General features: G+C 72.8%; 15 protein-coding genes and 1 pseudogene. 11 read left to right on the forward strand and 5 right to left on the reverse strand.

The genetic code is table 11. The annotated features are described in order from the left end of the window. The first annotated feature begins 11 nt into the window (after positions 1-11). The 4 genes and pseudogenes from AC0OLQ_RS30110 to AC0OLQ_RS30125 all read left to right on the forward strand — a co-directional run bounded on the left by AC0OLQ_RS30110 (position 12) and on the right by AC0OLQ_RS30125 (position 1,889). Entirely contained in the window at positions 12-698 is a 687-nt protein-coding gene (locus tag AC0OLQ_RS30110) for a nucleotidyltransferase (protein ID WP_484529027.1), read from the forward strand. 56 nt (positions 699-754) lie between these two features. Next, on the forward strand, positions 755-964 hold the full coding sequence (locus AC0OLQ_RS30115) for a hypothetical protein (protein ID WP_357341645.1): 210 nt from the start codon (positions 755-757) through the stop codon (positions 962-964). A gap of 10 nt (positions 965-974) precedes the next feature. Further along, a pseudogene (locus AC0OLQ_RS30120) lies at positions 975-1,752 on the forward strand (metallophosphoesterase family protein). Then, entirely contained in the window at positions 1,743-1,889 is a 147-nt protein-coding gene (locus AC0OLQ_RS30125) for a GPGG-motif small membrane protein (RefSeq protein ID WP_165949678.1), read from the forward strand. The pseudogene AC0OLQ_RS30120 and the gene AC0OLQ_RS30125 overlap by 10 nt, the downstream one beginning before the upstream one ends. Before the next feature lie 154 nt (positions 1,890-2,043). On the opposite strand, the gene AC0OLQ_RS30130 is transcribed toward AC0OLQ_RS30125, so the two are convergent. Beyond that, positions 2,044-2,820 carry a peptidoglycan DD-metalloendopeptidase family protein gene (locus tag AC0OLQ_RS30130; protein ID WP_357341598.1) on the reverse strand — a complete coding sequence of 259 codons (777 nt, stop codon included), beginning with the start codon at positions 2,818-2,820 and terminating at the stop codon, positions 2,044-2,046. A gap of 262 nt (positions 2,821-3,082) precedes the next feature. On the opposite strand from AC0OLQ_RS30130, the gene AC0OLQ_RS30135 reads away from it, so the two are divergent. The 5 genes from AC0OLQ_RS30135 to AC0OLQ_RS30155 all read left to right on the forward strand — a co-directional run bounded on the left by AC0OLQ_RS30135 (position 3,083) and on the right by AC0OLQ_RS30155 (position 9,315). Next, positions 3,083-4,423, forward strand: coding sequence for an ABC transporter substrate-binding protein (locus AC0OLQ_RS30135; protein ID WP_262284678.1), 1,341 nt, complete (start codon positions 3,083-3,085; stop codon positions 4,421-4,423). Between the two features lie 71 nt (positions 4,424-4,494). Beyond that, positions 4,495-5,541 carry a carbohydrate ABC transporter permease gene (locus tag AC0OLQ_RS30140; protein WP_357341599.1) on the forward strand — a complete coding sequence of 349 codons (1,047 nt, stop codon included), beginning with the start codon at positions 4,495-4,497 and terminating at the stop codon, positions 5,539-5,541. A gap of 1 nt (position 5,542) precedes the next feature. Further along, positions 5,543-6,502 carry a carbohydrate ABC transporter permease gene (locus AC0OLQ_RS30145; protein WP_357341600.1) on the forward strand — a complete coding sequence of 320 codons (960 nt, stop codon included), beginning with the start codon at positions 5,543-5,545 and terminating at the stop codon, positions 6,500-6,502. A gap of 62 nt (positions 6,503-6,564) precedes the next feature. Continuing rightward, entirely contained in the window at positions 6,565-7,635 is a 1,071-nt protein-coding gene (locus AC0OLQ_RS30150) for a LacI family DNA-binding transcriptional regulator (protein WP_484529028.1), read from the forward strand. Between the two features lie 36 nt (positions 7,636-7,671). Continuing rightward, complete coding sequence (locus AC0OLQ_RS30155; protein WP_484532468.1) at positions 7,672-9,315, forward strand: glycoside hydrolase family 13 protein; 1,644 nt, start codon at positions 7,672-7,674, stop codon at positions 9,313-9,315. Positions 9,316-9,367: 52 nt separating this feature from the next. On the opposite strand, the gene AC0OLQ_RS30160 is transcribed toward AC0OLQ_RS30155, so the two are convergent. Genes AC0OLQ_RS30160 through xylA form a run of 4 tightly spaced genes read right to left on the reverse strand, consistent with a single transcriptional unit; the run spans position 9,368 to position 14,670 of the window. Further along, positions 9,368-10,783: an MFS transporter gene (locus AC0OLQ_RS30160; RefSeq protein ID WP_357341602.1), complete on the reverse strand. Its 1,416-nt coding sequence runs from the start codon at positions 10,781-10,783 to the stop codon at positions 9,368-9,370. A 53-nt stretch (positions 10,784-10,836) separates the two neighbouring features. Then, on the reverse strand, positions 10,837-11,946 hold the full coding sequence (locus AC0OLQ_RS30165; RefSeq protein ID WP_484529029.1) for a DUF5925 domain-containing protein: 1,110 nt from the start codon (positions 11,944-11,946) through the stop codon (positions 10,837-10,839). Positions 11,947-11,986: 40 nt separating this feature from the next. After that, positions 11,987-13,471 carry a xylulokinase gene (gene xylB / locus AC0OLQ_RS30170; RefSeq protein ID WP_484529030.1) on the reverse strand — a complete coding sequence of 495 codons (1,485 nt, stop codon included), beginning with the start codon at positions 13,469-13,471 and terminating at the stop codon, positions 11,987-11,989. 11 nt (positions 13,472-13,482) lie between these two features. Beyond that, positions 13,483-14,670, reverse strand: a complete 1,188-nt coding sequence (gene xylA / locus AC0OLQ_RS30175; RefSeq protein ID WP_484529031.1) for a xylose isomerase — start codon at positions 14,668-14,670, stop codon at positions 13,483-13,485. A gap of 48 nt (positions 14,671-14,718) precedes the next feature. On the opposite strand from xylA, the gene AC0OLQ_RS30180 reads away from it, so the two are divergent. Both AC0OLQ_RS30180 and AC0OLQ_RS30185 read left to right on the forward strand, forming a co-directional pair. Then, positions 14,719-15,978, forward strand: coding sequence for an ROK family transcriptional regulator (locus AC0OLQ_RS30180; RefSeq protein WP_484529032.1), 1,260 nt, complete (start codon positions 14,719-14,721; stop codon positions 15,976-15,978). 381 nt (positions 15,979-16,359) lie between these two features. Further along, on the forward strand, positions 16,360-16,722 hold the full coding sequence (locus AC0OLQ_RS30185) for a PP2C family protein-serine/threonine phosphatase (RefSeq protein ID WP_484532469.1): 363 nt from the start codon (positions 16,360-16,362) through the stop codon (positions 16,720-16,722).

Here is a 16,722-nt window from a genome sequence, read left to right on the forward strand (position 1 = left end):
GGTTTGTCCGGATGTGTCCCCACCACGGCGGGCCGCGCCCGCAACATGTGTGGCCGCCCCGTTCGCCGGGTACGCAACTTCATTCCCACCGCCACCTACGACGACGGGAGACCCAGATGGCCGAGCGCGGGGACGAGACCCTGGTGCACACGCTGAAGAAGGTCGCCGCCGTGCTCAAGCAGTCCGAGATCCCCTTCGCGCTGGGCGGCAGCTTCGCCGTGTACGCCCACGGCGGCCACTCCAGCGACCACGACGTGGACTTCCTGATCCGGCAACAGGACGTGGACCGCGCCCTGGAGGCCCTGGTCGAGGCCGGCTTCACCGCCGAACGCCCCCCGGAGGACTGGCTGGTCAAGGTCTACGACGAGGGTCGGATGGTGGACCTGATCCACCGGCCGATCGAGACCCCGGTGACCGAGGAGACCTTCACCGACACCATCGTGCGGCCGGTCGACGCCATCCACATGCCGGTTCTCTCGGCCAGCCAGCTCATGGTGCACAAGCTGCTCAGCTTCTCCCAGCACTACTGCGACTTCGCCCGGGCCCTGCCGCTGGCCCGTTCACTGCGAGAACAGATCGACTGGGAACGGGTACGGAAGGAGACGCAGCACTCGCCGTACGCCGAGGCGTTCCTGGTGCTGCTCGACCGGCTGGACGTGCTGCCCGGCGGCGCGACCGGAGGAAGGGAGACACCGTGACCGAGCACCACGCCGGCGGGCCGCCCGACGAGTACGTCGAGGCCGAGATCCAGAGCATGCTGGCCGAGGACCCGGATGTCGCCGAACAGGGCATCACCGTGGTGCGCCGCGAGCGCGGCCTGGTGCTCTACGGCGAGGTGGAGAGCCCGCACCGGCGGGAGGAGATCCTGCGGCGGGTCACCGAGCGCTTCCCGGACGTGCCGGTCACCAGCGACATCGGCGTGATCCGCACGCAGGCCCCCACCCAGGTCGAGGAGTTGCCGTGAGGGAGGTTCGATGGTGATCCGGATCGCCGCCGTCGGAGACGTGCACCTGGACGAGGACGTGGTCGGCCGCTTCCGGCCCGCGCTGGAGGAGTTGCCCGACTGTGCCGACGCGCTCCTGCTCGCCGGGGACCTGACCCGGCACGGCACCGAGTCCGAGGCACGGTGCGTGGCGCAGGAGTTCGGCGACCTCGGCGTTCCGGTGATCACCGTGCTCGGCAACCACGACCACCACTGCGACCAGGTGCCGCAGGTGGTGAAGGTGCTGGAGGACGCCGGGATCACCGTGCTGGAGGGGACCGGGATCGTGCTGGAGTGCGCCGGCGGGCGGCTCGGCGTGGCCGGGGCGAAGGGGTTCGGCGGCGGGTTCGCCGGCCGGTGCGCCAGCGACTTCGGCGAGCCGGAGATGAAGGCGTTCGTCCAGACCACCAAGGAGAGTGCGGACGCCCTCGGCGCGGCACTGCGCGGGCTCGACTGCGACCTGCTGGTCGCGCTCACCCACTACTCCCCCGTGCCGGACACGCTCGCCGGCGAGCCGCTGGAGATCTACCCGTTCCTCGGCTGCTACCAGCTCGGCCAGGCCATCGACTCGGCGCCCACCGCGCTGGCCCTGCACGGGCACGCCCACCACGGCACCGAGCGGGGCACCACCCCGGGCGGCGTGCGGGTCCGCAACGTCGCGCACCCGGTCATCAAGCAGGCGTACAGCATCTTCCACGTGGGTGATCATCTGGGCTGAGAAGCAGGTTTCCGGGATCCGACGGACGGGTATCCAGCCGACATGGAGCTGATTCTCTGGATTCTCGCAGTCGTACTGGTGGTCGCCGGCATCCTTGCGCTGTTCCGCCGGCAGATCCTGTGGGGCATCGTCCTCATCGTCGTCGGCCTGCTGGTCGGCCCGGGCGGCGTCAGCATCTTCAACAATTAGCGCCGACCTCCCACCACCCCTGACCCGCCGGGGTCGTCGGGTTCGAAAGCTCCGTCCTCCCAGACAGGAGCGGCCGGACCCGGCGACCCCGGCGCTGTGCTGCGGCGGCCCCGGTTTGTCCGCTGCGCGGGACCGACGGCCCGCGCCGGTCAGGTCAGCAGCGGGGCACGCTCGGGATGTAGCCGTCGTATCCGGTGTAGACGTACGCGTCGGAGATGTACCGGCCGGAGCCGATCCGGTCCCAGATCGAGCTGGTGCCGTAGGTGCCGGAGACCGAGGTGCCGCTGGTCTGGCAGTAGATGGTGACGCTCGCGCCGTCGGCCACCGTGCCGACCGCGCTGTAGCCGGTGCCCGGGCCGGAGCGGACGGTCAGCGCCACGCCGGAGGCGGTGTTGACCGTGCCGGCACCGGTGTTGGCGCCGGAGCAGCCGTTGTCGCTGGTGTAGGTCTTGGTGCCCCAGTAGAGGGCGAGCGCCCCGTTGAACCGGACCTGGACGTCGCTGCCGTTGAGCCGCTGCTCGTAGTGCAGGTGCGGGCCGGTCGAGCCGCCGGTGCTGCCCACGTAGCCGATCACCCGGCCGTAGCCGACGGTCTGCCCGACGGAGACGTTGAAGCTGCTCAGGTGGGCGTAGTAGGTGGTGTAGCCGTTGCCGTGGTCGATCCGGACGTACTTGCCGTAGCTGGTGCTGCCGAGGTCCGTCACCCGGTCGACGGTGCCGGGCGCGCTGGCCACCACCGGGTCGCCGAGGTCGTCGGTGCGGTTGAAGTCGACGGCGTAGGGCGGGCTGTGGTCGGACCGGGTCTGGCCGGACCAGGACTGGTTGCAGGGGAACGGGACCTTGAACGTCGGCGCGGCCATGGCCGGCGCCGCCGGCACCAGGGCCACGAGGACGGCCGTCACCGCCGCGAGGCTGAACCAGCGCTTGCGCATCCATTGCCTCCTATGTTGAAAGTTTTCGATCCGATAGGGACAGGGTGGCAGAAAGTTCCATCGATGGGAAGGCCTGCGCAGGTCACCGTGTCAGCGGAGCGTGGGAGCGCGTCCACGGCCGGTGAGCGGGTTTCCGGATTGTTACCGGGCCGTGTCCGCCAGGGGGTGGACCGGACGGGATGCAAGCGCTTACATGTGTGGACGACCATCGGACCGGCGCGAGTTCGATTTCCTCCACGCGCCGGCAAGGAAGGAGATCGGCATGGCGTTTGCCAGATCACGCCAGGCTCTCGCGATCGCCGGCGTTCTGGGGCTGGCGCTCGGCGTCACCGCCTGCGGCACCGGCAACGACAAGAAGAGCAGCAAGGCGAGCTCGCCCGAGTGCGCCGCATACGAGAAGTACCAGGGCCACGACGGCAAGAAGGTCACGATCTACTCGTCGATCCGGGACATCGAGGCCGACCGCCTGGACCAGTCCTGGAAGCAGTTCGAGGACTGCACCGGCATCGACATCGACCACGAGGGCTCGGGCGAGTTCGAGGCCCAGCTGGGCGTCCGGGTCGACGGCGGCAACGCTCCCGACCTGGCCTTCATCCCGCAGCCGGGCCTGCTCAAGCGGTTCGCCGACGCGGGCAAGCTCAAGACGGTCGGCGCCGACACCAAGGCGCTGGCCGAGCAGAACTTCTCCCCCGACTGGCTGAAGTACAGCACCGTGGACGGCAAGCTCTACGGCGTCCCGCTCGGCTCCAACGTGAAGTCCTACGTGTGGTACTCGCCGAAGACCTTCAAGGAGAAGGGCTGGACCGTCCCGACCACCTGGGACGAGCTCATCGCGCTCAGCGACAAGATCGCGGCGAGCGGCACCAAGCCGTGGTGCGCGGGCATCGAGTCCGGTGACGCCACCGGCTGGCCGGCCACCGACTGGATCGAGGACGTGCTGCTGCGCACCCAGGGGGTGGAGGTCTACGACCAGTGGACCACCCACGGCATCCCGTTCAACGACCCGAAGGTCGCCGACGCGGTCGACAAGGCCGGCAGCATCCTCAAGAACGAGAAGTACGTCAACGGCGGCTTCGGCGGCGTGAAGAGCATCGCCACCACCTCCTTCCAGGAGGCCGGCACGCCGATCACCACCGGCAAGTGCGCCATGCACCGCCAGGCGTCCTTCTACGCCAACCAGTGGCCGGAGGGCACCAAGGTGGCCGAGGACGGCGACGTCTTCGCGTTCTACTTCCCGGCCGTCGACCCGGCCAAGGGCAAGCCGGTGCTGGGCGCCGGTGAGTTCGTCTCGGCCTTCGCGGACCGTCCCGAGGTCCAGGCGGTGCAGACCTACCTGGCCTCCGGCGAGTACGTCAACAGCCGCGCCAAGATCGGCGACTGGCTGTCGGCGAACAAGAAGCTCGACATCAACAACGTCCCGAACCCGGTGGACAAGCTCTCCGTCCAGATCCTGCAGGACCCGAAGACCGAGTTCCGGTTCGACGGCTCGGACCTGATGCCGGCCGCGGTCGGCGCGGGCACCTTCTGGAAGGGCATGGTCGACTGGATCAACGGCAAGGACACCACCACGGTGCTGAACGGCATCGAGAGCAGCTGGAAGTGATCTGAGGCGGTGGCCCGGTCCGCGACGCGGGCCGGGCCACCGCCCGCAACCGAACCCTTGAGGGAGGGTCGATGGAGTTCGACTTCGCGGCGGAACAGCCGAAGTTCCTCATGCTGATGTACGGGCTGATCGCTTTCGTCGCGGTGGTGGGCGGGCTGCTCCTGCTCCTCGACGTGGTGCCGGCCTGGTTCGCCCGCCGACGGGAGGAGAGGCTGGTCGCCGCCGTGGCGAGCGGCGCGTCCCTGCCCCGCCGGCGCAAGCCGCGGGAAGGCGTGATCGCGCTCTTCTTCCTGTTGCCGACACTGCTGTTTCTCATCGTCGGACTGGTGGTGCCGGCGATCCGGACCACCCTCCTCTCGTTCATGGACAAGGACAGCAGCAACTGGGTGGGCCTGGCCAACTACACCTGGATGTTCTCCGAGGACTCGATCGTCCGGGTGCTGATCAACAGCCTGGTCTGGGTGCTCCTCGTGCCGCTGCTGGCCACCGCGTTCGGCCTGATCTACGCCGTCCTCGTGGACAAGGCCCGGTTCGAGGCGGTGGCCAAGTCCCTGATCTTCCTGCCGATGGCGATCTCGTTCGTCGGCGCCGCCATCATCTGGAAGTTCGTCTACGCCTACCGCGGCGACAGCGACCAGATCGGCCTGCTCAACCAGATCGTCGTGAGTCTGGGCGGGGAGCCGAAGCAGTGGCTGCTGGAATCGCCGCTGAACACCTTCCTGCTGATCGTGATCATGGTGTGGATCCAGGCCGGCTTCGCCATGGTGGTGCTCTCCGCGGCGATCAAGGCCATCCCGGCCGACATCGTCGAGGCGGCCCGCCTCGACGGGGTCTCCCCGTGGCAGATGTTCTGGCAGATCACCATGCCGAGCATCCGGCCGGCGCTGATCGTCGTGGTGGTGACGCTCTCGATCGCCACGCTCAAGGTCTTCGACATCGTCCGGACCGCCACCAACGGCAACTACGACACCAACGTGATCGCCACCGAGATGTACAACCAGGCGTTCCGGTACCAGGAGAACGGGCAGGGCTCCGCGCTCGCGGTCTTCCTCTTCGTCCTGGTCATCCCGATCGTGATCTACCAGATCCGCAACCTGCGTCAGCAGCGGGAGGGCTGAGATGACCACCGCCACCCCCACCGTCGGAGCCGGCGTCCAGGCCACCGGGACGCCCAGCCGGGCCGCCCGGGTCCGCAAGCGGCTGAACAGCCGCACCGCCACGCTGGTCTCGATCGTCATCGCGCTGCTCTGGACGATCCCGACCTTCGGCCTGTTCATCTCCTCGATCCGGCCCGAGGACCAGATCAAGACCACCGGCTGGTGGACGTTCTTCAGCGACCCGCAGTTCACCCTGGAGAACTACCAGGAGGTGTTGTTCAGCACCGGCTCGTCGGGGCAGCTGGCCAGCTACTTCATCAACTCGCTGGCGATCACCATCCCGTCGGTGCTCTTCCCGCTGGCGTTCGCCTCGCTGGCCGCGTACGCGCTCGCGTGGATGAACTTCAAGGGGCGGGACTGGGTCTACATCGCCATCTTCGCGCTGCAGATCGTGCCGCTGCAGATGGCTCTCGTGCCGCTGCTGAAGTTCTTCTCCACCGGCGTCACCATCGCCGGGGTCCAGGTGCTCCCCGCCTGGGACCTGGTCGACGAGCAGAAGTTCGCCCAGGTGTGGTTCGCGCACACCTGCTTCGCGCTCCCGTTCGCCGTGTTCCTGCTGCACAACTTCATCGCGCAGCTCCCGGGGGACCTGATGGAGGCGGCCCGGGTCGACGGGGCCACCCACCCGAAGATCTTCCGCACCATCGTCCTGCCGCTGATCACCCCGGCACTGGCCGCGTTCGGCATCTTCCAGTTCCTCTGGGTCTGGAACGACCTGCTGGTCGCGCTGATCTTCGCGGGTGGCGGCGACGAGACCGCCCCGCTCACCGTCCGGCTCGCCGAGCTGGCCGGCACCCGGGGCAACGAGTGGCAGCGGCTGACGGCCGGCGCGTTCGTGTCGATCGTCGTACCGCTGATCGTGTTCCTGTCCCTCCAGCGCTTTTTCGTGCGGGGCCTGCTCGCCGGCAGCGTCAAGGGCTGATCCGATGCTCCGCCGCCGCCGGTTCTCCGGCGGCGGCGGGCGCGGGTCGGAGCGGGGAACCGATGACGAAGATTGACGATGTCGCCCGACTGGCCGGGGTCTCCACGGCCACCGTCTCCCGGGCGCTGCGCGGCCTGCCGACGGTCTCGGCCGCGACGCGGCGCCGGGTCCTCGCCGCCGCCGAGCAGCTCCAGTACGCCGTCTCGCCGAGCGCCTCCCGACTGGCCGGCGGGAAGACCGGCACGGTGGCGGTGGTGGTCCCCCGGATCACCCGCTGGTTCTTCGGCACCGTGGTCGAGGCGGTCGAGGACTTCCTCCACCAGAACGGCTACGACCTGCTGCTCTACAACCTCGGCGGGCGGGAACAGACCCGGCAGCGGGTGCTGCACCCGGCCAGCCTGCACAAGCGGGTCGACGCGGTCATCCTGGTCGCCACCCCGCTGCGCCCGGCCGACCTGACCGCGCTGACCAAGCTGGCCCTGCCCGGCGTGACCATCAGCTCCGGCAGCGGGGTGCCCGGCTGGCCCTGCGTCCGGATCGACGACGTGGCCGCGGCGCGGACCGCCACCCGCCACCTTCTCGACCTCGGCCACACCCGGATCGCGCACATCTCCGGCGACCCGGACGACGAGCTGGCCTTCACCACCCACCTGGACCGGCGACGCGGCTACGAGGAGGCGCTGCGCGCGGCCGGGCTCCGGCCCGACCCGAGCCTGGACGTCGAGTCGCAGTTCACCGTCGACGGCGGCACCCGGGCGACCGCCGAACTGCTGGCCCGGGGAGAGCCGCCCACCGCGATCTTCGCCGCCTGCGACGAGATGGCGATGGGCGCGATGACCGCGCTGCGCGACGCGGGGTTGCGGGTGCCGCAGGACGTCAGCGTGATCGGCATCGACGACCACGACCTGGCCGGCGCGCTCGGGCTGAGCACGATCGCCCAACCGGCGGCGGAGCAGGGGCTGATCGCCGCGCGGATGCTCCTCGACCCGCTGGGCGGGCGCGCCGCCCACGCGTACCCGGGGCTGGTGCCGGCGCCGCGCGGCGCCGACACCGACGACGGGTCGCCGGCCTCGGTGATCCTGCCCACTCGCCTGGTGGTGCGTGAATCGACCGCGCCGCCCCGGGCAAACTGAACGGATTCGTCCCGCACGCACGACAGGGAGAAGGCGCTGAACACCGACGCGACGCAGCAGGACCCGGCCACCGGCTGGTGGACCGAGGCCGTCATCTACCAGATCTACCCGCGCTCGTTCGCCGACTCCAACGGCGACGGCATCGGCGACCTCCCGGGCATCACGGCCCGCCTCGGTCACCTGAGCGAGCTGGGGGTCGACGCGATCTGGCTGTCGCCGTTCTACCCGTCCCCGCAGGCCGACGCCGGCTACGACGTGGCGGACTACCGCGACGTCGACCCGCTCTTCGGCACCCTGGCGGACGCCGACAAGATGATCGCCGAGGCGAAGGCGCGCGGCCTGCGGGTGATCGTCGACCTGGTGCCGAACCACACCTCGTCCCAGCACCGCTGGTTCCAGGCCGCCGTCACGGCCGCGCCGGGCAGCCCGGAGCGGCAGCGGTACATCTTCCGGGACGGCAAGGGCCCGCAGGGGGCCGCGCCGCCGAACGACTGGGAGAGCGTCTTCGGTGGGCCGGCCTGGACCCGGCTGCCGGACGGCCAGTGGTACCTGCACCTGTTCGACTCCGGCCAGCCCGACCTCAACTGGGGCAACCCGGAGGTGCGCGCCGAGTTCCTGGACATCCTGCGGTTCTGGCTGGACCGGGGCGTCGACGGGTTCCGGGTCGACGTGGCGCACGGGCTGATCAAGCAGGCCGACCTGGCCGACTGGCAGGAGCCGCAGGAGATCCTCTCCGGTCAGGAGGTGGACAAGCCGCGCCCGCCGATGTGGGACCAGGACGGTGTGCACGACATCTACCGGGAGTGGCGGCGGCTGCTCGACTCCTACGACGGGGAGCGGATCCTGGTCGCCGAGGCGTGGGTGGAGCCGGCCGAGCGGCTGGCCCGCTACGTCCGGCCGGACGAGATGCACCAGGCGTTCAACTTCGAGTACCTGCTCGCCGCCTGGACCGCCCCCGCCCAGTACGCGGTGATCACCCGCTCGCTGGAGGCCACCGACGGGGTGGGCGCCCCGACCACGTGGGTGCTGTCGAACCACGACGTGGTCCGGCACGCCTCCCGGCTCGGGCTCGCCGTCGGCGGCGGCCGCCCCAACGGCATCGGCATCGGCGACCCGCAGCCCGACGCCGCGCTCGGCCTGCGCCGGGCCCGGGCGGCCAGCCTGCTGATGCTCGCCCTGCCCGGCTCGGCCTACCTCTACCAGGGCGAGGAACTGGGGCTGCCGGAGCACACCACGCTGCCCGACGAGGCCCGGCAGGACCCGACCTGGGAGCGCAGCCTGCACACCCAGCGCGGCCGGGACGGCTGCCGGGTGCCGATCCCGTGGGAGGCCGACGCCCCGTCGTACGGCTTCGGCCCGACCGACGCGAGCTGGCTCCCCCAGCCGCCGCTCTGGGCCGAGTACGCGCTCGACCGGCAGCGCGGGGTCGACGGCTCGACCTACGAGCTGTACCGGACGGCGCTGCGGCTGCGCCGCGAGCACGGCCTGGCCCGGGGGCCGCTGCGCTGGCTCTCCTCCGGTGACGAGGTGCTCGCCTTCACCAACGGCGGGCTCACCGTGCTGACCAACTTCGGCGCGGAGCCGGTGCCGCTGCCGGCCGGCGCCGAGGTGCTGGCGTCGAGCGGCCCGCTGGAGGGCGACGCCGTCTCCACCGACACGACCGTCTGGTACCGCGCCTGACACTGCGGGAAGGGCCCCCTCTCAACGCCTGGCGTTGAGAGGGGGCCCTTTCTCACAGGCGGTCGGCGCGGGCGTGCAGGAGGTCGTGGACCTGGGCGATGTCCCGGGGTGAGGTGCGGGCGGCCAGCCAGTACATGACGCCGGTCGGGATGAAGAAGAGCTGGAACGCGGCCAGCCCGACGGCGTAGTTCAGCGGCGGCGGGAAGGCCCCGCGGAGCGCCTGGAAGGCCACCCCGACCAGCCCGTTGCCGGCCGCCCGGCCGACCCCGTTGACCAGGTTGCCGAGGCTGTAGACCGTGCCCCGGTGCTCGGGCGGGTTGACGTCGGCGATCAGCGCGAACCAGTTGGGTGAGTTGGCCGAGGTGAGCGCGAGGGCGAGCACGGCCGCGAGCAGGCTCAGCCCGACCGTCGGCTCGGTGAACACGCTGGCCAGCACGGCCCTGATCACCGCGCCGGAGCTGCCGCCGTCCGGCACGTCGATCCGGATCGGCACGAAGAACAGGACCAGGTAGAACGGCACGGCCGCGAGGATGCCCACCGCCGCGACCAGGGCCCGCCCGCTCGGCGTACGCCGTTGCAGCGCGTCGCCGGCCAGGCCGCCCACGATGGAGAGCACCCCGCCGAGCTGGAACAGGGTGGCGAAGACGCTGCCCACCACCACGGCGGTGGCCGCCGAATAGCCCTGTGCCTCGGCCCGCTGGCTGAACAGCACCGGCAGCCAGACCAGCGAGCCGAAGGCCGCCTGGGCGGTCAGCCCCTGGAGGACCAGCCAGTGGTTGGTCCGCCGGGCCAGGATCCGGGGCAGGTCCGCGCGGCTGATCCGGTAGTCGTACTCGCCGCCGGCGTCGAGCGCCGCGGCCAGCTCCGGTTCGCTCTGTCCACGCCGGATGTCGTAGGTGAACAGGTACGCCACGGTGGCGGCCAGGCCGACCCCGGTGAGCACCAGGAACGGCCGCCGCCAGTCGGTGGCGCCGAGCAGGCCCCCGGTCAGCGTGCCGGCCAGCGTGCCGACGCCCTGGGACAGGCCCCAGAAGCTCATCACCAGCCCTCGGCGGCGGGGCGAGATCAGGTCGGTGACCACGGAGAAGCCGACCGAGCCGACCGCGCCCAGCCCGACGGCGGCGACGAGCTGGGCGATCAGGAACGTGGGGTAGTGCTGGGCGAGGGCGCTGCCCCCGGTGCCCGCCGCCCAGATCAGCGTGCCGACCATGAGCAGCGGCTTGCGGTCGGTGCGGTCGCCGACGTACGCCCAGGCCACCGCGGCGAGCGCGCTGACCAGGAAGCTGACCGCGGTGACCAGGCCGAGCAGCCGCTGCGACACGCCCAGCGCGCCGGAGATCGGCCCGTACAGCGGCGGGATCAAGCCGATGGCCACGTTGTCCAGCGAGGCGAGGACCACGAACACCACGACGCTGTAGAACCGGTGGGCCGCGTTCCCCCGCCGGGAGACCCTCGTGCCACTGCTCATGCCGGGCAGCCAATCAGGTGCGGATCACAGCCGGAACACGGGCCCCCACCCGGTCAGAGGTAGCCGCCGATCTCGACCGGCACCGCGCCGGCCGGCGCCGTCCCGGCGCGCAGCGCGTACAGCTCGGCGAGGGTGGCGCCCTGCGGCGGGACGCCGGCGGAGGTGCCGAGCCAGTCGGCCGCCTCGGCGTGCGACAGCGGGCCCACCTCGATCCGGGCCAGGCAGCGCCCGGGCCGGGTCACCGCCGGATGCAGGCGGGACAGCTCCTCGTTGGTGGTGATCGCGACCAGCACGTTGCGCCCCTGGCCGAGCAGCCCGTCGGTCAGGTTGAGCAGGCGGGACAGTGCCTGCCCGGTCGCCTGCCGGGCCTCCCCCCGGATCAGCTCGTCGCAGTCCTCGAGGATGAGCAGCCGCCACCGGCGGCCGTCCTCGCCGTCGTCGCCCTCCTCGTCCTCCCCCACCGCCACCTCGGCCAGGTAGGCGGGATCGCCGAAGAGCGCCTCGGGGTCGAGGACGCAGTCCACCTGGCACCAGTCACGCCACTGAAGGGCGAGCGCACGCAGCGCCGTGGTCTTCCCGGTGCCCGGCGGCCCGTGCATGAGCAGCAGCCGGCCGGCGACCGTCTCGGGGGTCGCCGCCATCAGGGCGTCCAGCGGGGTCGCCGCCGCGGCTGGATAGTTGGCCCGGATGTCGGCCCAGGTCGGCGTCGTGATCCGCCGGGTGTCCCGTTGGGCCCCGCGGCGGGGGTTCTGGTGCCAGAACCCGATCGGGCCGGTGTCCGGCTGCACCGGCTCCGCCCCGCCCTTGACGATCTCGTCCAGGACGGCCGCGCCGGTCGCCTCGTCGACGGCGGTGACCGTCACCTCCGCGCCTCGGCCACGCCAGCTCACCACCCGTACCGTCCAGCCGTCGCCGCCGGCGAGCCGGGCCACCCGGTTGCGCTCGATGGCGGTCCGGGTCAGCGCCGCCCGCTCGGGCACCAGCTGGGCCCCGGCCCGGACCTTGGCCAGGCGGACGGTCCGCGCCCAGGGATGGCGGCCGGTGACGAAGTCGGTCAGCAGCAGCGTGTCGATGACGTCGCCCGGGCTGTCGACGTCGTCGTACTGGAAGACGGGCAGCGGGCTGGGCTGGGCGGCGTCTCCGGGAGGGGAAGGTGGCGGCACGCCACGATGATCCCCACCGGTCGGCCGCCCGGCATCCGGTTTATCCGCGCACCCGGTCGACGACGCGGTCCCGGGCCAGCGCGTAGCGCTCGCGGACGGCGGAACCGTCCGACGACTCCGGCCCGGCGCGTCCGGCGCCGTCGTCGACCCCGTACTCCTCGGTGTCGCCGATCGACCAGGTGGGCGGCGCCGCCCCGCCCAGGGCGACCCAGGCGGCCTGGCGGGCGGCCCCGTCGGCGACGTACTCCCCGGGCGGGGGCACGACCACCGGGCGGCCGAAGACCCGCGGGGCGATCCGCCGCACCGCGGCGGACCGGGCGCCGCCGCCGACCAGGATGATCCGGTCGGCGCGGGCGCCCTGCGCGGTCAGCGCGTCGAGGCCGTCGGCCAGCGCGCAGAGCATGCCCTCGACGGCGGCCCGGGCCAGGTGGGCCGGGGTCGAGGTGCCCAGGGTGAGGCCGTGCAGCGCGCCGGTGGCGGTGGGCCGGTCCGGGGTGCGCTCCCCCTCCAGGTAGGGCACCATGACCAGCCCGTCGGCACCCGGCGGGGCGGCCAGGGCCAGCTCGCTCAGCGTGGCCAGGTCGACGCCGAGCAGCCTCGCGGCGGCGTCGAGCACCCGGGCCGCGTTGAGGGTGCAGACCAGCGGCAGGAACCGGCCGGTGGCGTCCGCGAAGCCCGCGACCGCCCCGCTCGGGTCGGCGGCCGGCGTGTCGGCGACCGCGAAGACGGTGCCCGAGGTGCCGATCGAGACGACCACGTCGCCCGGGCCGGCCCCGGCGCCGAGCGCGGCGGCGGCGTTGTCCCCGGTGCCCGGTCCGAGCAGGACCGGGCCGGCGGCGCCGCCCGCTCCGCCGCCGAGCGCCCCCGGGTCGAGGTGCCCGGCCACCTCGGCCGGGCCGAGCACCACGGGCACCCGCAGCCGCCGTCCGAAGGCGCGTTCCAGCAGGTCGAGCCGGTATTCGCCGGTGCGCGGCGACCAGTAGCCGGTGCCGCTGGCGTCGCCCCGGTCGGTGCGCAGCGCGGCCAGGCCGGGGGCGCCGGCCAGCCGCCAGGTGAGCCAGTCGTGCGGCAGGCAGACGGCGGCCACCCGGTCGGCGTTGGCCGGCTCGTGCCGGGCCAGCCAGCGCAGCTTCGTCACGGTGAAGCTGGCCACCGGCACGGAGCCGGTCGCGTCGGCCCAGAACCGGCGGCCGGCCTCCCCGCCGCCCGCCTCCTCGACCAGCTCGCGGGCGGCGTCGGCGGAGCGGGTGTCGTTCCAGAGCAGCGCCGGGCGGACCACCTGCCCCGCCTCGTCCAGGCAGACCATGCCGTGCTGCTGGCCACCGACCGCGACGGCGGCCACGTCGGTCAGCCCGCCGGCCTCGGCGACGGCCGTCCGCAGGGCGTCCCACCAGGCCTGGGGGTCGACCTCGGTGCCCTCGGGGTGCGGCGCGCGGCCCTGCCGGACCAGCGCGCCGGTCTCCGCGTCCCGGACCACCACCTTGCAGGACTGGGTCGACGAGTCGATTCCGGCGACGAGCGGCATGGCGACCCGCCTCAGCGCGCGCCGAGCAGGTGCTCGACGGCGAGCTGGTTGAGCCGGACGAAGCCGAAGCCCTTCGCCCCGGCCGCGTCCGGGTCGAACTCCTCGAACGCGGAGCGGTCGGCGAGCAGGTCGGCGTAGCCCTCGCCCGGGTTGAGCGTCGGGGTGGCCAGCTCGGTCACCTTGCTGGCGGCCAGCGCCTCGGCCACCTCCGGGTCGGCCCGGAACGCCGCGGCTCGCTCCTTGAGCAGCAGGTAGGTGCGCATGTTCGCCTCGGCCGACGCCCACACGCCGGTCATGTCCTCGGTCCGGGAGGGCTTGTAGTCGAAGTGCCGCGGCCCGTCGTAGGCGGGACCGCCGTTCGGCCCGCCGTTCTCCAGCAGGTCGACCAGGGCGAACGCGTTGAGCAGGTCGCCGTGGCCGAAGACCAGGTCCTGGTCGTACTTGATGCCGCGCTGGCCGTTGAGGTCGATGTGGAACAGCTTGCCCTGCCAGAGCGCCTGGGCGATGCCGTGCGCGAAGTTCAGCCCGGCCATCTGCTCGTGGCCGACCTCGGGGTTCAGGCCGACCAGCTCGGGGTGGGCCAGGGTGGAGATGAAGGCCATCGCGTGCCCGACGGTCGGCAGCAGGATGTCGCCGCGCGGCTCGTTCGGCTTCGGCTCGAGGGCGAAGCGCAGGTCGTAGCCCTGGTCGACGACGTACTGGCAGAGCAGGTCGACGGCCTCCCGGTAGCGGTCCAGCGCGGCGCGGACGTCCTTGGCCAGGTCGTACTCGGCGCCCTCCCGGCCGCCCCACATCACGAAGGTGCGGGCGCCCAGCTCGGCGGCGAGGTCGACGTTGCGCAGCACCTTGCGCAGCGCGTACCGGCGGATGTCGCGGTCGTTGCTGGTGAAGCCGCCGTCCTTGAACACCGGGTGGGTGAAGAGGTTGGTGGTGACCATCGGCACGACCAGGCCGGTCTCGTCGAGGGCCTTGCGGAACCGGGTCAGGTGGCCGTCGCGGGTGGCGGCGTCCGCGCCGAAGGGGACCAGGTCGTCGTCGTGGAAGGTGATTCCGTACGCGCCCAGCTCGGCCAGCTTATGGACGGCCTCGACCGCGTCCAGCTCGGGCCGGGTGGCGTCGCCGAACGGGTCGCGGGCCGGCCAGCCCACGGTCCAGAGACCGAAGGAGAACTTGTCGGCGGGGGTGGGGCGGGGTGCCATGGGGACCTCCGGGGATGTCGTCCGCAATTTGTTCAGTGGTTGAATTAAATGGCGGCGATGTGGCAGTGTCAAGCGGTGACCAGCGCCAGCACCGACGGGGCGGTTCGGCAGGGCAGCCTCCGCGAGCTCAACCTCGCGGTCGTGCTCCGGCGGATCGCCGCCGCCGACCGACCGCCGTCCCGGGCCGAGATCGCCGCCGGGACCGGGCTGACCCGGGCCACCGTCTCCGCGGTGGTCGACGACCTGATCGCCGGCCGGTTGGTGGCCGAGGCGGAGCCCGCGCCACGTACCGGGGCGGGGCGGCCCGCCCGCGGCCTGGTGCTGGCCGCCGACGGCCCGGCCGGGCTCGGGCTGGAGGTGAACGTCGACTACCTGGCCGCCTGCGTGGTCGACCTGACCGGGGCGGTCCGGCACCACCTGGTGCGTCGCGCCGATCTGCGCCCGGTCTCCCCCGCCGACGCCCTGGACCGCCTCGCCGCGCTGGCCGCCGAGGCCCGCGCCGCCGCCGTACGCGACGGCCTGACCCTGGCCGGCGCGGCGCTCGCCGTGCCGGGGCTGGTCGGCGACGGCGGCCTGGTCCGGCTCGCGCCCAACCTCGGCTGGCGCGAGGTCGACGTGCCCGCCCTGCTCGCCGGACACCCGCTCGCCGAGCGCGTCGACGGGGTCCCTCCGCTGGTGGTCGACAACGAGGCCAACCTGGCCGCCCTCGGGGAACTGCACGCCGGCCCACCCGGCTCGGCGAGCTTCCTGCACATCACCGGCGAGATCGGCATCGGCGCCGGGATCGTGCTGGACGGGGTGCTCTACCGGGGCACGCGCGGCTGGAGCGGCGAGATCGGTCACATCCCGGTGCAGCCGCAGGGGCGGCCGTGCCGCTGCGGCGGCCAGGGCTGCCTGGAGCGGTACGCGGGCCAGGAGGCGATCCTGGCCGCCGCCGGCCTGGCCGGCGCGGACCTGCCGGCGGACACCGCGGCCACCCGGCTGGCCGACCTGGCCGCGGCGGGCGACCCGGCCACGCTGGCCGCGCTGGCGGACGCCGGGACCGCCCTCGGGGTCGCCGTCGCGGGCGTGGTGAACCTGCTCGACCTGGACACCGTGGTGCTCGGCGGTGGATACGCCCCGCTCGCCCCCTGGCTGCGCCCGCCGGTGGTCGCGGAGATCTCCCGGCGGGTGCTCACCGCCGCCTGGTCGCCGGTGGCGGTGCGCCCGGCCGCGCTCGGGGCGCAGTCCGCGGCGGTCGGTGGGGCCGCCTCGGTGGTCCGCCGGATCGTCGACCGGCCGGTCGGCTGGCTGGCCCGTTCCGGCTGACCCCGGCCTTCCTCTACGGGCGTTCGACAACCCCGCTCGGTACGCTTGCCGCCAGGCAACCACTCCGCGATCGAGGAGTGCACCGACAGCATGCGCACGGGTCGACAGACCGAAGCGCCCGTTCACCGGCGGTGACGGCCGCCCGACGGGCGGCCGGGACGCGCTGCCGGCCGACGCCCGGCTCGCCCGCGAGTTGCTGGACGGCCGTGCTGACCGGGCGGGTACGCCAGTCGTTGCAGACCTTGCGGCTCGTCGAGCAGCGCCCGCGGGAGCTGATGGCGCTGCTGAACCGCGCTGCTGGACGTCACCGACGCGGCCCGCCGGGCCCAGTTCACCACCCTCCTGCTGGGCGCCCTGAGCCGCGAGCCGGACGGCGGGCTGCTGGTCCGGGTGGCCGGCGGCGGGCACTCGGCCCCGCTGGTGGTCCGGACCGACGGCCGGACCGAGCCCGTCCGGGTGGGCGGCATGCCGGTCGGCGCGCTGGCCGCGGCCCGCTTCGTCGAGGCGGAGGTACGCCTCGCCCCGGGCGACCTGCTGGTGGCGTACACCGACGGGGTGACCCGGGCCCGGGGCGGCCCGACCCGGGTGGAGATGTTCGGCGAGGCCCGGCTGCGGCAGGCGCTCGCCTCCGGCGCCGGCCTGCCGCCGGCCACGCTGATCGACCGGTTGCTCCGGTTGGTCGACGACTGGCTCGACGGCCAGGTGCACGACGACATCGCCATGCTGGCCGTGGCGGCGGAGTGA

This window comes from Micromonospora sp. Utrum1 (assembly GCF_057197805.1).

Coding starts and splice junctions, on each gene's coding strand:
- AC0OLQ_RS30180 (WP_484529032.1), top strand. CDS start 14,719: ATGGCGGCGATGTGGCAGTGTCAAGCGGTGACCAGCGCCAGCACCGAC.
- AC0OLQ_RS30115 (WP_357341645.1), top strand. CDS start 755: ATGCTGGCCGAGGACCCGGATGTCGCCGAACAGGGCATCACCGTGGTG.
- AC0OLQ_RS30130 (WP_357341598.1), bottom strand. CDS start 2,820: ATGCGCAAGCGCTGGTTCAGCCTCGCGGCGGTGACGGCCGTCCTCGTG.
- AC0OLQ_RS30125 (WP_165949678.1), top strand. CDS start 1,743: ATGGAGCTGATTCTCTGGATTCTCGCAGTCGTACTGGTGGTCGCCGGC.
- AC0OLQ_RS30160 (WP_357341602.1), bottom strand. CDS start 10,783: ATGAGCAGTGGCACGAGGGTCTCCCGGCGGGGGAACGCGGCCCACCGG.
- AC0OLQ_RS30145 (WP_357341600.1), top strand. CDS start 5,543: ATGACCACCGCCACCCCCACCGTCGGAGCCGGCGTCCAGGCCACCGGG.
- xylB (WP_484529030.1), bottom strand. CDS start 13,471: ATGCCGCTCGTCGCCGGAATCGACTCGTCGACCCAGTCCTGCAAGGTG.
- AC0OLQ_RS30140 (WP_357341599.1), top strand. CDS start 4,495: ATGGAGTTCGACTTCGCGGCGGAACAGCCGAAGTTCCTCATGCTGATG.
- xylA (WP_484529031.1), bottom strand. CDS start 14,670: ATGGCACCCCGCCCCACCCCCGCCGACAAGTTCTCCTTCGGTCTCTGG.
- AC0OLQ_RS30110 (WP_484529027.1), top strand. CDS start 12: ATGTGTCCCCACCACGGCGGGCCGCGCCCGCAACATGTGTGGCCGCCC.
- AC0OLQ_RS30135 (WP_262284678.1), top strand. CDS start 3,083: ATGGCGTTTGCCAGATCACGCCAGGCTCTCGCGATCGCCGGCGTTCTG.
- AC0OLQ_RS30150 (WP_484529028.1), top strand. CDS start 6,565: ATGACGAAGATTGACGATGTCGCCCGACTGGCCGGGGTCTCCACGGCC.